This window comes from Colwellia echini, from assembly GCF_002843355.2.
Classification (GTDB): Bacteria; Pseudomonadota; Gammaproteobacteria; order Enterobacterales; family Alteromonadaceae; genus Colwellia; species Colwellia echini.
This window is the reverse complement of record NZ_PJAI02000003.1, coordinates 142,912-155,436: the sequence shown is the minus strand read 5'-3', so window position 1 is coordinate 155,436 and position 12,525 is coordinate 142,912. Positions and strand designations below refer to the sequence as shown.

At 38.0% G+C, this 12,525-nt stretch carries 13 protein-coding genes and 1 riboswitch; of the genes, 5 read left to right on the top strand and 8 right to left on the bottom strand.

Going from position 1 to position 12,525, the window contains the following annotated elements:
* Positions 1 to 114 precede the first annotated feature (114 nt).
* The 7 genes from CWS31_RS04650 to CWS31_RS04620 all read right to left on the bottom strand — a co-directional run bounded on the left by CWS31_RS04650 (position 115) and on the right by CWS31_RS04620 (position 6,737).
* Positions 115 to 753, bottom strand: a complete 639-nt coding sequence (locus CWS31_RS04650) for an urea amidolyase associated protein UAAP2 (protein ID WP_101344710.1) — start codon at positions 751 to 753, stop codon at positions 115 to 117.
* Positions 754 to 792: 39 nt separating this feature from the next.
* A complete protein-coding gene (locus CWS31_RS04645; protein WP_101344709.1) occupies positions 793 to 1,503 on the bottom strand; it encodes an urea amidolyase associated protein UAAP1 in 711 nt (236 codons plus the stop codon).
* Positions 1,503 to 2,306 carry an ABC transporter ATP-binding protein gene (locus CWS31_RS04640; RefSeq protein WP_101344708.1) on the bottom strand — a complete coding sequence of 268 codons (804 nt, stop codon included), beginning with the start codon at positions 2,304 to 2,306 and terminating at the stop codon, positions 1,503 to 1,505. Before CWS31_RS04640 ends, CWS31_RS04645 begins: the two co-directional genes overlap by 1 nt.
* On the bottom strand, positions 2,306 to 3,124 hold the full coding sequence (locus CWS31_RS04635) for an ABC transporter permease (RefSeq protein ID WP_101344707.1): 819 nt from the start codon (positions 3,122 to 3,124) through the stop codon (positions 2,306 to 2,308). The genes CWS31_RS04640 and CWS31_RS04635 overlap by 1 nt, the downstream gene beginning before the upstream one ends.
* Positions 3,125 to 3,202: 78 nt before the next feature.
* The gene (locus tag CWS31_RS04630) at positions 3,203 to 4,246 is read right to left on the bottom strand and encodes a putative urea ABC transporter substrate-binding protein (protein ID WP_101344706.1); all 1,044 of its coding nucleotides are present in this window, start codon (positions 4,244 to 4,246) and stop codon (positions 3,203 to 3,205) included.
* Between the two features lie 54 nt (positions 4,247 to 4,300).
* A riboswitch (guanidine-I (ykkC/yxkD leader) is annotated at positions 4,301 to 4,446 on the bottom strand.
* A gap of 289 nt (positions 4,447 to 4,735) precedes the next feature.
* Entirely contained in the window at positions 4,736 to 5,680 is a 945-nt protein-coding gene (locus CWS31_RS04625) for a hypothetical protein (RefSeq protein ID WP_101344705.1), read from the bottom strand.
* Between the two features lie 4 nt (positions 5,681 to 5,684).
* Positions 5,685 to 6,737: an isopenicillin N synthase family dioxygenase gene (locus CWS31_RS04620; RefSeq protein ID WP_101344704.1), complete on the bottom strand. Its 1,053-nt coding sequence runs from the start codon at positions 6,735 to 6,737 to the stop codon at positions 5,685 to 5,687.
* A gap of 348 nt (positions 6,738 to 7,085) precedes the next feature.
* Here CWS31_RS04620 and CWS31_RS04615 point away from each other — a divergent pair, with 348 nt between their 5' ends.
* From CWS31_RS04615 to CWS31_RS04605, 3 genes are all read left to right on the top strand, one after another.
* Entirely contained in the window at positions 7,086 to 7,985 is a 900-nt protein-coding gene (locus CWS31_RS04615) for a LysR family transcriptional regulator (RefSeq protein ID WP_101344703.1), read from the top strand.
* Positions 7,986 to 8,338: 353 nt separating this feature from the next.
* Positions 8,339 to 9,664 carry a YHYH protein gene (locus tag CWS31_RS04610; RefSeq protein ID WP_101344702.1) on the top strand — a complete coding sequence of 442 codons (1,326 nt, stop codon included), beginning with the start codon at positions 8,339 to 8,341 and terminating at the stop codon, positions 9,662 to 9,664.
* A 130-nt stretch (positions 9,665 to 9,794) separates the two neighbouring features.
* Positions 9,795 to 10,280 carry a hypothetical protein gene (locus tag CWS31_RS04605; RefSeq protein ID WP_246143363.1) on the top strand — a complete coding sequence of 162 codons (486 nt, stop codon included), beginning with the start codon at positions 9,795 to 9,797 and terminating at the stop codon, positions 10,278 to 10,280.
* 34 nt (positions 10,281 to 10,314) lie between these two features.
* Here the strand turns inward: CWS31_RS04605 and ohrR are convergent, their stop codons facing one another.
* Positions 10,315 to 10,758 carry a transcriptional regulator OhrR gene (gene ohrR, locus CWS31_RS04600; protein ID WP_101344701.1) on the bottom strand — a complete coding sequence of 148 codons (444 nt, stop codon included), beginning with the start codon at positions 10,756 to 10,758 and terminating at the stop codon, positions 10,315 to 10,317.
* Between the two features lie 185 nt (positions 10,759 to 10,943).
* On the opposite strand from ohrR, the gene ohr reads away from it, so the two are divergent.
* Positions 10,944 to 11,366 (top strand): organic hydroperoxide reductase Ohr, encoded by a 423-nt coding sequence (gene ohr, locus CWS31_RS04595; protein WP_101344700.1) that lies wholly within the window; start codon positions 10,944 to 10,946, stop codon positions 11,364 to 11,366.
* A 65-nt stretch (positions 11,367 to 11,431) separates the two neighbouring features.
* Positions 11,432 to 12,361, top strand: a complete 930-nt coding sequence (locus CWS31_RS04590; protein ID WP_101344699.1) for an NADP-dependent oxidoreductase — start codon at positions 11,432 to 11,434, stop codon at positions 12,359 to 12,361.
* Positions 12,362 to 12,525 lie beyond the last annotated feature (164 nt).

Here is a 12,525-nt window from a genome sequence, read left to right as displayed (position 1 = left end):
AAATCGTTTATTTGTGCATTTATGTTGCTTAAGCACTTAGGTCGATTTCTATGCACTGAGGTCGTCCTCAATGATATTTCTAGTTAGTTTTGTACTTATGATAATTTTTTACAGCTAGTTCCAAATAAGTACTTCAACAGGTGTTGGGTTGTAAGCGTTACATGGATTATTAAGTTGTGGGCAGTTAGAGATTAAAATAATGGTGTCCATTAACGCTTCTAATTCCACATATTTTCCTGCGCCACTAATACCGTCAGCAAAACTTAAACCGCCGTCTGCTGTTACTGGTACATTCATAAAAAAGTTAATGTTATGGGTAATGTCACGTTTGGTTAAGCCTAACTCTGGGTGTTCAGCAATGGCCAATAACCAACTGTCGCGACAAGCATGCATACATTTTTTCTCTAATGCATAACGCACTGTATTACTTTCGGTAGCACAAGCACCGCCAACGGTATCGTGTCGGCCACAAGTATCGGCAACAATTTTTAGCATCGGGTTACAGTCATTCGACATTAATACGCTACCCGTTGTTAAATAAACGGCACCTTGTTCACGTACTGTGTCAGTTGCGCTGTAGCGTTCGGCTGGATCTTCTGCGCTATAAAATAAAGTGTCAGCCGCTTGGTTACCTTCAATATCTAAAATGCGAACAGTTTGACCTTTTTTAATCACTTTTAAATAATAATCGCCAGCGTCTACGGTAACGCTTGATATGGCTTGTTCGGGGTTAAATTTACTTTCTACTATCATGAATTTTCTCCTGTTCTTAATCTGTTTTATAAGCGGCTTTTACAAGCCAAGATGATATAAGCGGTTGTTTTCAAAACCACGTTGGTTTTCATTACAACTGTTTTTGCAAAAATCATCGTCACTTACTTCAGCAGATTTAAGAATTTGATATTCAACTTCGTTGTTCGGATATTCGGGTGTTGGGTTTAACGGATGCGGACAAGTATGAAATAACACTAAAGTGTCCATTTCAAAACGTAGTTCGATAAAGTCACCAGCTTTTGATTGCTCAGCAGGGTAGCTTAATTTACCTTCGTGATCAGGCACAATTTTGCTAAATAAGTTTAGGTTTGCCGCTAAGTCTTGTTTATTTAAGCCGTATTTAGTTGCTTCAATTAATAGCGCATCATTACCATTTTGATGCCAATCGTTTCTATCATTTTGATAATCACGTTTGCCAAATTGCTTAGTAATTGTTTTAGCGTGACTATTGCCACATAAGGTGTCGTGCCAGCCAAAACTGTCGTCAACTATTGAGCAAAAAATGCGTCCCATATCTGAATATAAACAATGACCTTTGGTTAATTTAAAGGTGTGTTGGCATTTTAGGGTGTCGGGTGCGTTGTAGCGCTCTAGTAAGTTGTCTGGGTTGTAGAACAACATGCCAACATTAGCACCGCCTGTTACGTCAACCAACTTTAATGTTGTACCGCGACGCATGCGCATTGACCAATGCTTACCGCTGGGCAATGTGTCTTTGTATAAAATCATTATGCTTTTTCCTCTTGCATGATTGGGTTACTGCTTGGTGTTGATAATTCATCAATTTTCATTTTTGAATCAGATTTATTCGTTTCTGAACTTATGTCTAAATCATAAGTTACTTGTGCACCGTAAGCATTAGGTGCTTGTGGGTCGTGACGTAATTTGTCAAATACCCAAACTCTTGAGCCGAGTTCAAAGCCTTCTTTAATATCGTGCGTTACCATGAAAATGGTGAGGTTGTTTTTTTGCCAAATATCACGAATAAGCACATGCATATCAGCACGAATACCGGGATCAAGCGCACCAAACGGTTCATCAAGTAATAGTATCTTGGGCTTTTTCATTAACGCTTGAGCGATAGCTAAACGTTGCTGCATACCACCTGATAACTCATGTGGATATTTATTCAGGGCAGGGGTTAAGCCAACGGCGTCAATAAACTCTGTTGCTTTTGCTTTAATTTCAGCTTTCTTTTTACCGAAAACAAATCCTAATAATTTGGCGTTTGAAAACTCGTCAGCGATCATCACATTTTGTAAAACTGTTAAATGCGGAAAAACTGAATAACGCTGAAAGACAATACCGCGCTCTTCGTCAGGCTCTTGTACTAAAGGTTTGCCTTCAAGTAGAATTTCGCCTTTAGTTTGCTTTTCTTTACCTAACAGCATATTTAAGAAGGTTGATTTACCACAGCCTGAAGCGCCAACCATAGAGACAAATTCACCTTGCTTAACTGTTAAGTTAAGGCGTTCTAGAATTTGCGCATCGCCGTATGATTTCCATACATTTTTTATTTCTAAAAAGCTCATTATTTTGCCCCTTGATGGTACCAAGGAAAACACACCTCAGATATTTTTCGTAAGCTGAAGTCCATAGCGAATGCTAGTGTGGTTATCCAAATTACGTAAGGAAAAATAACGTCCATCGACATATAACGACGAACTAAGAATATGCGGTAACCTAAGCCTTCTTGTGCTGCAATGGCTTCAGCCGCAATTAAAAACAACCAAGCTGCACCAAGCGTTAAACGTACTGAGGCTAATAAACGCGGCATTATTTGTGGCAATATGACACGAATGGCTACTTGCCAGGTTGATGCGCCTAAGGTTTGTGCCTTAATTAATTGTTCTTGTGGTAATTGCATTACTTGCGACTGCATATCACGAATGATGACAGGCGCGGTACCAATAATAATTAGCATCACTTTAGCTAACTCATCTAAACCAAAGGTAATAAATAAAATAGGTAATATTGCCATTGGTGGAATTAGTGAGATGATAGTGATAAAGGGTGATAGTCCTGCACGCAGCGTAGGTAAAAGGCCATTACATAAACCAATGAACAAGCCAATTAAAGCGCTAATGGTGATACCTAAACCAATGCGGTATAAGCTCGCGCCTGTGTCTTGCCAAAATAAGTATTCACCAGTGCGTTTGTTTTCAGTAAACGCATAACGGTCAACCGCATCAGCAATTTGCGTAAAACTGGGTAATAATTTGTCGTGTGGGTTTTCGGCTAAACGTGCTTCAGAGGCTATTGAGTATGCAAATAGCGCAATAATAAAAGGTAAAAGTGTTAAGAATGCTCGCAGCGCTGGCGATGGTTCTATATTCATAAAACGTTTCATACGAAGACCTACTTTAGGGTTGATTACCCGCTCTCTACTAAAAGGAATATGCTTTTATTAAGAGCGGGATAGGCAGGGTTATAGCTTGCCGTCAGCAGCCATTTGCATAAATGATGGATCGAAGCGAAGCTGTACATTACTTTTATCGCCAACAATACCGGCAGGGGTTTCTATACCAATGAAGCCAAAGTCTGGAGCACTTTCGCCAAGTAAACCGTGTTTAAACGAGAACTTAGCTACATTTTCCATGGTTTTTGCTAATTGCATATCTGTAGTGAAAGATACTGCTTCTTTAGGGGTGTAGAACATTTTAGTGGTAGCTAATTGAGCATCGTAACCTGCTAAATCAGTACCTGACGCAACCGCCATTTCAGTACGCATTTTGCTGTCAGTTGTCATTTTTCCTATAATTTCGTACCAAGCACCAACTAATGCTTTACCTAATTTAGGGTTCGCTTTTAGTGTCTCGGTATTTACTACCATAAGGTCTAGAATTTCACCTGGAATTTTTGAAGAGTCATATACTTCGGTTGCACTAGGTTGTGGTGTTATTTCTGAAAGGGCAGGGTTCCAAGTAACAACAGCACTTACATCCTTACTCGAATAAGCAGCAACAATGTCTGCATCTGATGTGTTAACTACTTTAATATCACGCTCTGTCAAACCAACACTTTCTAAAGCACGAGCTAAAAAGTAATGCGATACACTTAGCTCAACAAGGTTAACTTGCTGGCCTTTAATGTCTTTCAATTCTTTTTTATCTTTTAAAACAACACCGTCATTACCATTTGAGTAATCACCAACAATTAAAACGGTACTGTCTACAAAGTTAGCAGCTGGAATAGTTAATGCGTCCATATTAGTCATGGTACATGCATCAAATTGGCCAGCAGTGTATTGGTTGATTGATTCGATATAATCGTTGAATTGTACAACATCAATTTCGATATCGTATTTATCAGCCCATTTTTTTATAATGCCAGAGCTGTCACCATAATCCCACGGCATCCAACCGACGTAGATAGACCAACAAACAGAGAATTTGTCTTTGGTTTCTGCAGCAAATGATTGTTGAGAAGTAAATAGCGCGGCTAAAACGAGTAGTAGTTTTAATTTATTCATGGGACATCTCCAAAAGTTTACACAAAATTTAAATAGCACAAGAGGTTAATAGTGACCTCCCGGGCTTTTATCCCTCCGTGTAACCTTTGCAAATGCAAACTGTATTTTAACAATACAGTGACCAGGTTGATAACTCTCGGTCCAGACATTTATTTAACTCGGAAAGAGTCGAATAAACCGGAACCCTAGATATCTGTTCGGCAGTGTCGATAAGCTCTCATTATTAACAACTTGTACTAAATAAGTTACTTTTTATTAGCGTAAACATAAAATATCTTTAGGTTAATTAAATGTTTACGCTAAGTATTCTTTAAAATAGTTAATGATTAATATCAGTATGTTCATTAAATCAATAAGCATGATCTATGTATACTGTTAATTTTACATAGTCGCGATGCAAAAAATGCATCACTGGTTCGAGTGTCTTTTAACGCCTTGTTTTAAATTGTTTTTAAATGCGATTTTAGGTGGATTATTTAAAATAAATACTTAAGTTAGTTTTTCTAAATAACGACCAATAGTTTCTTGCTCATTATCAAACCATTGTTCCGCAGAGTTATGCCAAGCAGTTTTTCCTGAATAAGCAAAGCTAGGCTCTATGGTGTCTATTAAGAATCGACGTTTTATTGTTTGGTCGCCCTCATTAAATAATTGAATGATTTCATTTTTTTCATCATCAAATTCAAAGCCTTCTAGGCTGAAAAGTGATTCGCCTATACGCTCTGGTTGAGTAGAAAATTGAACATCAAAACCAGTGATTAAATTGCCTTTTGCAACCGAGGTTTCAAAATTGAAAACTTGCGCAAGAAAATCTTTGTCGGTTGCGGAGTTTTTAACGTGTTCTCTTAATATATTATTTTGTTCAATTAACGAAAGCTCCGAAGCTCGTCCCAGCACTAAACCTGCCCATTCACTATTAATAATTAATGCGCCGCCTTGGTGACGAATTTCACCTGTGGTGAGGTTTTCTTCAGTAATGAGTTCAAGGCTCAATAAGGCACCTGCTTTACGTGAAGTAATACGCCAGTCTTCAATATAAGACTCATAAGGTGATGCCTCTATCATACAATCACCAACTCGAGAAAGTATTGCGGGCTCTGGCCAACGATTATGTACTTGAAATGATGTACCTCCAGACCAACTTAGTTGCTCTTTTTGCCAGGTACTATCCGCTGACCAACCTTCATAATTTGCAAGTTGATATAGTTCTTTTTCATTACACTTATCCCATGATTTTGTCAGCATTTCGGCTTCAATTGGGAGGCGTAAATCAATGGTTAGGTTTCGACCTTGTAGCCAAAAAACATGAGTTTTCGTGTCCGTTTGACCATTAGCGAATGAAATACTTCTACGTTTAAAGCAACCAATCATCCAATCAGGTACTGTTTTGTCGGCTATTTTTATATGTTGCTCAAGTAAATCTTTAATATGCATGTTCTTAACCTTCCTTATTTGCGGATTGGCCAAATGATAGAAGCGAGCGTGAGTTTTCAGGTAAATTAACTTCACCACGCTCAGCTTTCTTTTGTAAGTAACTGAAGGTTTGAATGGTTTGTGCAAGCAAGTGATCACCACATATTAAAGGCTCATAAGATGAGACTTGATTGTCAGTAACAAATTCTTCAATAGGCGCGACAACTGTGTCGTAATCAAGACTAGAGAAAAATGGAAATGAATAACGTTCCTCTTTTACCTGTCTTACTCTGTGTGAGGTAGCGACGTATTGTCCATTTGATATTAGCTCCATCATGTCACCAATATTGATAACAAAACAATCATCAACTAGTGGGACGTTAATCCATTCATTAGCACCATTTAATACCTGTAAACCAGGTGCGGTAGGTAATAAAATAGTGAAAAACTCATAATCGGTATGTGCACCAATACCTGAATCAGTTTCTTTGGCGTCAGGATTGTCAAAATAATGTATTAAACGCAGTTGACTTGGCGGGGTAGTTAAATGCTTGGTAAAGGTGTCTTCAGCTAAGCCCAAGGCAAGAGCAAAACCTTTAAACAATACTCTGCTTAATTCGAGCATAGCGTCATAGTACGCTTTAACATTTATCTGAAAATCTTTGTTTTTTGGCCATTGTATTTTTGCGTCTTGTTCAAATCTTTTCATTAAACTAGGTGTATCAGGGCCAATATCAAAAGCTTCTTTTAAGTCTGGTTTTTTTTTCTCAGTGCTATAGAAGCCTTCCTCACCAATAGGTACATAGCCAGAATGGTTTTTTGATAAACCAATGTAACTCGACATCTTTTCATCTTCATCTTGCGAGAAATAGTTTTTAACGACTCGTTTTAAATTGTTAATTAAATCAGTAGGAATTTGATGACCCTTAAGATAGAGAAAACCAACCTCTCGTGCTGCTTTATCTAAGCTTTTTGCAGCAATAACGCGCTCTTCAGCATCCTCAGAATAGAGTAATGAAATATCGACTACAGGTAGTTCAGTAAATGCTTTATGTGGTTTGTTTGACGGTGTGGTCATAAAAGGCTCCTTTATTAATCATAAAAATAATCTGGTCGTCCAGGTTAAAGCAGCCAGTAAAATGAAGTTAATGACTGTTCGGGTCGTCCCGAATTTATGTTAGCTAATTGAACTTAGAATCACCGTAACTCTGTCATGTTAAAGCAGGTAACTGCTACTATTAAGACATTGTAGAATGGTCTTTTGATAAATTTGTAGATAAAAACTTTTAGCAAGTTATTTGAATAAAGACATTTAACCAAGCACATTGTTTTATGTATACTGTTCATTTTACACAGTTGGTATGCAAAAAATGCATCGCTCTATATGGCTTGATATTTAAAGGCTTAATAAGGTAATTAGTAAAATATGCGACATTTACAAGACTATTTGTTTTTTAATACGATTGCAGCTGCAGGCTCTATTCGCAAAGCGGCTGACTCATTAACTATTACTTCCACCGCATTAAATAGGCGCTTAATATCAATAGAAGAAGAGCTGGGAGTTGAGCTTTTTGAACGCTTACCTAAAGGCGTTAGACTGTCATCAGCAGGGGAAGTTTTTCTACTTCACGTCAGAGAGCAATTAACCGATATAGAACGTGTAAAAAGTCAAATATCAGACCTTTATGGTGAACGTAGAGGGCAGGTGAATATTGCTTGTAGCCAAGCATTATTACCTTTTTTTCTTCCTGAACAAGTTGCAAAATATCGTCATTTACATCCTAACGTGACCTTTAAAATACAAAAGCGTGATCGTGGTTTCGCGGAGGAATCATTACGAAATTTAAGTGCTGATTTAGCGATTGTATTTGAACCCCAATCTTTGGCTGATCTTCAAATATTATCCATTTCAAGACAGCCAACTTATGCGCTAGTTTCAAAAGATCATCCGTTAGCAAATAAATCGATAGTTAAGTTTAGTGACTGTTTACAGTATCCGCTCGCCTTACCCTCAGACGAATATGGACTACGTCGCATTTTGAATAAAAAAGCAGACAGTCTGGCATTGAAATTAGAACCTATGATTGAGTCTGATAGCTTTGAGTTTTTACGTCATAGCACCGGGTTTGGTGAGTATATTAGCTTTCAAATTGAAATAGGCTTACCTAAGCACCTTGAGGTTATGAATTTAAAAGCTATCCCGTTAGATGAGCGAGATGTACCTGCGGGTATATTGTATTTAGCGCAATTAAAAGGACGCACACTTCCTGTTGCGGCGGCTAAATTTTCGCAACAATTGATTACTGACTTGCCGGTGAGTTTGTAGTAATTGCAAAATAACATGTAAGTCAGTCAATTAGGTTTTATGCCGCGTTTAAATCATGCTCAACTTTGTCGCTTGAGAGATTATTTACGAGTAATTTTTAAAAAGCAAAAATCAAATAAACGGTTTACTCAAGATGTAAAATAGTAACCGCTGTTTATAAGTGGCACCTACTTCAATTTTACTTGTGAATGTTGGCTCCTTAAATAATTACATAAAATAACGATTGTCCAGGTTGTGAGTACTTATTAAACTCGAAAATATATAGCATTTGGTGTCAACTTCCTTATTTCTTACACAGTTCAAATGCTGTGCTAGTTTATACTTGAGTTACTTTTATTACAGTAGGCTTAATTATGAATGACTTATGGCTAGCAACAAATCATATTTTTACAATATTACTGCTGTGCTTTATCGTTACCAGTTGTGGTGGGGAAAGTAGCGATACCGAAGATATGAGCAATTCGACCACTACAACGGAAGTGACTACTGAAACCGAAACTAATGTAACTACCAACACAGATTACTCTGATGTTTGGGTAATAAATACCACCGGCTCAACATCTACGCACATACTAGACTCCAGCACTAACTTAGGTGTATTAGAAAACATTCAAGCAGTCACAGAAGTCAGCTTTGATGGTAAAACCTACACAGTAGTAACATCAGAAGGCATCCCTAAATACGATGTTACTGTTACACAAGACGTGTTAGATGCACTGAATTCACGTCCAAAAGTAGGTTCAGACTTTATCTCTGGTGCACCTACAGTTGAGTTAGGTGATGTCATCAAATTTGGTCAAGATATCGGTTACTCTAGTAATAAAAATTGTACAACAGATTACGGCTACGGTTACTGGCCACCGGGCCCTGATTGTCCAACCGATGATAACCGCACGTCATATTTTCCAGTCACACCAACCGCAACAACCGAAGTGTGTGAAAATGGTTTAGGAAAAGTGGGTTTGTGGGTTAATGGTTCATCAATCTATAATTGGGGTGATGGTCAAAGCTATAACTCAGAAGGCAGTTGGCAAACGTTAGCACCTGTAGCTGAATTTTATGATGTTGATGTCTGTGGTGGACATGCAGCTAATGGTGATTATCACTTCCATTTTTATTCGAGCTGTTTAGCCGAGTTGGTTGGTGATAAAGGTGATGAACATTCACCTATATATGGTTTTGCTGCTGATGGCTATCCTGTTTATGGCCCTTGGCAAGCTAAAGGCGAGTTAGCGGTAAGTACTTGGGTTACACGCGATTATAGCGATAATATGGTAGGTTGTTCTGACGGCAAGCGTAGCTGCGCCTTAGTTGATCAGTACGACATTACCCAAGGCACTGAAACCGTCACTAATGGTCCTGATTTTGATGAAACAGTCAGTACGTTATCAGGGAACTCATTAGTCACCACCAATGGGTATTATTACGAAGATTACTATTGGGACAGTACGCTAACCGCTCAGGGGGGCGTTTATTTAGATCAGTACAATGGTCATACTGATACAAAACGTGGTTATCATTATCATATAACCTTAAGTAAAAAGTCTGACGATTCGTTAGTTGCAGCATTCCCTTATATTATCGGAACACGTTTTGCTGGGGAACTAGAAGATAATGCGTTAGCGAGTTGTAGTAGTGGTAACACTTCAGGTTTAGGCGGCGGAAGAACACCACGTTAATAGTACATCTAAAACAACGGATCATGAGCAACGCATAGCAGAGGGATATTTCCCCTGTTTCATGTAACGATAATCAGAGATATCAATAATGAGATTTTTAAGTACCATAACGCTGACTATATGCATTCTATTGCTTTCAGGTAAGTGTTTTGCCAATAAAGAGGTGCATAATCACATCGCTAAGCAGCTTTCACCCAATACACCTGTGCCAAAAATAGCAGTCACTTTATTTAGAGATGTTATTGATGGTGTCAATGTGCACATTGAAGTGGAAAATTATATCCTCAATGCCCCTGACTTTTCTACTTCCTCTAAAACTAAGGCTCTGCAAAATAATACGAGTGGTAATGAAGATTCTGCGGTGCTTGAAGGTCATGCTCACGTTTTTATAAACAGTAATAAATTACAACGATTATATGGCAGTGATATGCATATTCCGGCTAGTGCGCTCAAAAAAGGTGTAAACCAAATAGCTATTTCGTTGAATAGCCATCAACATGAAAATTGGATGGTGGGCGATCACCCGATTGTGAGCTCTGTTTTTTTCAATCTCGATACACCTGATTTAATCCTTCATCAGTTCAGCTCTCAACCGCTAACACATGAACATCATTAAAAATAAATTATAAATGACACTCACTTCAATTCTTTTATTCATTTAAATTGGCGAGTAAAAGATCACAACCTTGTTTAAGGGCAATTAAGTCCTCCATCGACATCTTTGATTTACACATCATGCTATTAGGCACTTGTTCAGCTTGCTGCTTTAAAGCACGACCTTGCTCAGATAACGAAATAACCATTATTCGTTCATCTTCTGTGCTGCGGATTCTGGTAATTAAGCTCTTCGCCTCTAAACGTTTTAATAAAGGTGTTAAGGTACCAGAATCTAAATGAATTTTACTGCCTAACTCTTTTACATTCATAGTGGAATGTTCCCAAAGCACCATCATAACTATGTATTGTAAGTAGGTGAGATCTAACTTTTTTAATAGCGGGCGATAAGCTCTACTCATCGCATTAGATGCACTGTACAGTGAAAAACAGACTTGTTTGTCTATCGCTAGGTTTGATGACTCGTTCTTATTTGTCATGGTATTAACCTTATAAAATTAAATTGTGCACAATATACTTGCATTCTGCTAATAACTCAATTATATTAACTGCAAATCAATTGCACGCAATTTAATTGCTGGCAATTTATATTTGTTGATTAAAGTGACGTTCAATACTTTAATTGCTACAACACATTCATTACTTATAAAGAAAGGATACAGATATGACTATTTTATATACTACTTCAGCAACAGCCCAGGCAGGTCGTAGCGGACAAGTGACTACAGATGACAGTAAATTAGATCTTGCGTTAAGTTACCCTAAAGAAATGGGTGGTAGCGGTGAAGGTACTAATCCAGAGCAATTATTTGCCGCGGGTTATTCTGCTTGTTTCTCTAATGCTATTTTACATGTAGCTAGCGCAGGGAAAATTGCTATTAAATCTGCACCTACAACTGCAATTGTAGGTATTGGTCCAAATGAAAGTGGTGGTTTTGCTTTAGCGGTAACTTTGTCAGTGGAATTAGATTTACCACAAGCAGAGGCAGAAGAACTTGTGAAAACAGCACATCAAGTATGTCCTTATTCAAATGCTACACGTGGCAACATTGATGTTAAGTTAACCGTTAATGGTGTTGCTTTATAATAAATCAGCACAATACCAGTAAGTATATACACTGAATCTAGTTAATAATCATCAAGGAATACACTATGCGCGCAGTTCGAATTCATCAATACGGTGGCACTGAAACGTTACAATTAGATCAAATTGTAACGCCAGAAATTAACGCAGATGATGTGTTAATTGCAGTTAAAGCATCGTCAATTAATCCTGTAGATTGGAAAATAAGACAAGGTTATTTAAAAGACTTTATTCCTTATGAATTACCGTTAACTTTAGGTTGGGATGTGGCAGGGGTTGTTACGGCTGTTGGTACCGAAGTTACTGACTTTAAGGTTGGCGATGAAGTGTTTAGCCGTCCTGATATTACCCGTAGCGGAACTTTTGCTGATTATGTTGCAGTAAAAGCTGATGAAGTCGCTTTTAAATCTAGCAAGTTAGATTTTGCCCAAGCTGCAGCACTGCCATTAGCAGGTATTACTGCGTGGGAATGTTTAGTTGATGTTGGTAATGTACAAGCAGGGCAGCGTGTGTTGATTCATGCAGGTGCTGGTGGGGTTGGCCATTTAGCTATTCAAATTGCGAAAGCTAAAGGTGCAATTGTTATTGCAACAGCTTCAACTAAAAACCAAACATTACTTGTTGAATTAGGGGCTGATCAGGCGGTTGATTATAGTCAAGCTGCTTTGCTTGAACAGATAGCGCCGGTTGATTTGGTGGTTGATACCATGGGCGGCGAAGTACAAGCGCAATCTTGGGCACTGTTGAAAAAAGGTGGTATGTTAGTGTCGGTTGTAGATCAACCTAATGAAGAAACAGCGAAAGCTCATGACGCTAAATGTGCGTTTGTTTTTATTCAACCAAGCCGTCGTATTTTGAATGAATTAAATACTTTGGTTGATAATGGCCAGTTAACACCATTTATTGAAAACCGTTTTCCATTAGAGCAACTTGCCGATGCACACTTACAAAGTCAATCTGGTAGAACTCGTGGTAAAATCGTTATCGAAGTGAGTTAATTTATCCGAACAAATTTGAGCTCAGGTATGTTGGATTAAAACGAAAGTCGCTTATTTTTATAAGCGACTTTTTTCGTTCTAGCTAACTAACCTGAACACTGGATAAGCAATATTACACAACAAAGCTATTTTACTCGTTTTCAGCGTTACTTTTACTATCAATA

What these genes read in the sequence shown, in the direction of transcription:
- CWS31_RS04640 (WP_101344708.1), bottom strand. Translation starts at nt 2,306, where the DNA reads ATGAGCTTTTTAGAAATAAAAAATGTATGGAAATCATACGGCGATGCG.
- CWS31_RS04615 (WP_101344703.1), top strand. Translation starts at nt 7,086, where the DNA reads ATGCGACATTTACAAGACTATTTGTTTTTTAATACGATTGCAGCTGCA.
- CWS31_RS04625 (WP_101344705.1), bottom strand. Translation starts at nt 5,680, where the DNA reads ATGCATATTAAAGATTTACTTGAGCAACATATAAAAATAGCCGACAAA.
- CWS31_RS04650 (WP_101344710.1), bottom strand. Translation starts at nt 753, where the DNA reads ATGATAGTAGAAAGTAAATTTAACCCCGAACAAGCCATATCAAGCGTT.
- CWS31_RS04630 (WP_101344706.1), bottom strand. Translation starts at nt 4,246, where the DNA reads ATGAATAAATTAAAACTACTACTCGTTTTAGCCGCGCTATTTACTTCT.
- ohrR (WP_101344701.1), bottom strand. Translation starts at nt 10,758, where the DNA reads ATGACAAATAAGAACGAGTCATCAAACCTAGCGATAGACAAACAAGTC.
- CWS31_RS04610 (WP_101344702.1), top strand. Translation starts at nt 8,339, where the DNA reads ATGAATGACTTATGGCTAGCAACAAATCATATTTTTACAATATTACTG.
- CWS31_RS04620 (WP_101344704.1), bottom strand. Translation starts at nt 6,737, where the DNA reads ATGACCACACCGTCAAACAAACCACATAAAGCATTTACTGAACTACCT.
- CWS31_RS04635 (WP_101344707.1), bottom strand. Translation starts at nt 3,124, where the DNA reads ATGAAACGTTTTATGAATATAGAACCATCGCCAGCGCTGCGAGCATTC.
- ohr (WP_101344700.1), top strand. Translation starts at nt 10,944, where the DNA reads ATGACTATTTTATATACTACTTCAGCAACAGCCCAGGCAGGTCGTAGC.
- CWS31_RS04645 (WP_101344709.1), bottom strand. Translation starts at nt 1,503, where the DNA reads ATGATTTTATACAAAGACACATTGCCCAGCGGTAAGCATTGGTCAATG.
- CWS31_RS04590 (WP_101344699.1), top strand. Translation starts at nt 11,432, where the DNA reads ATGCGCGCAGTTCGAATTCATCAATACGGTGGCACTGAAACGTTACAA.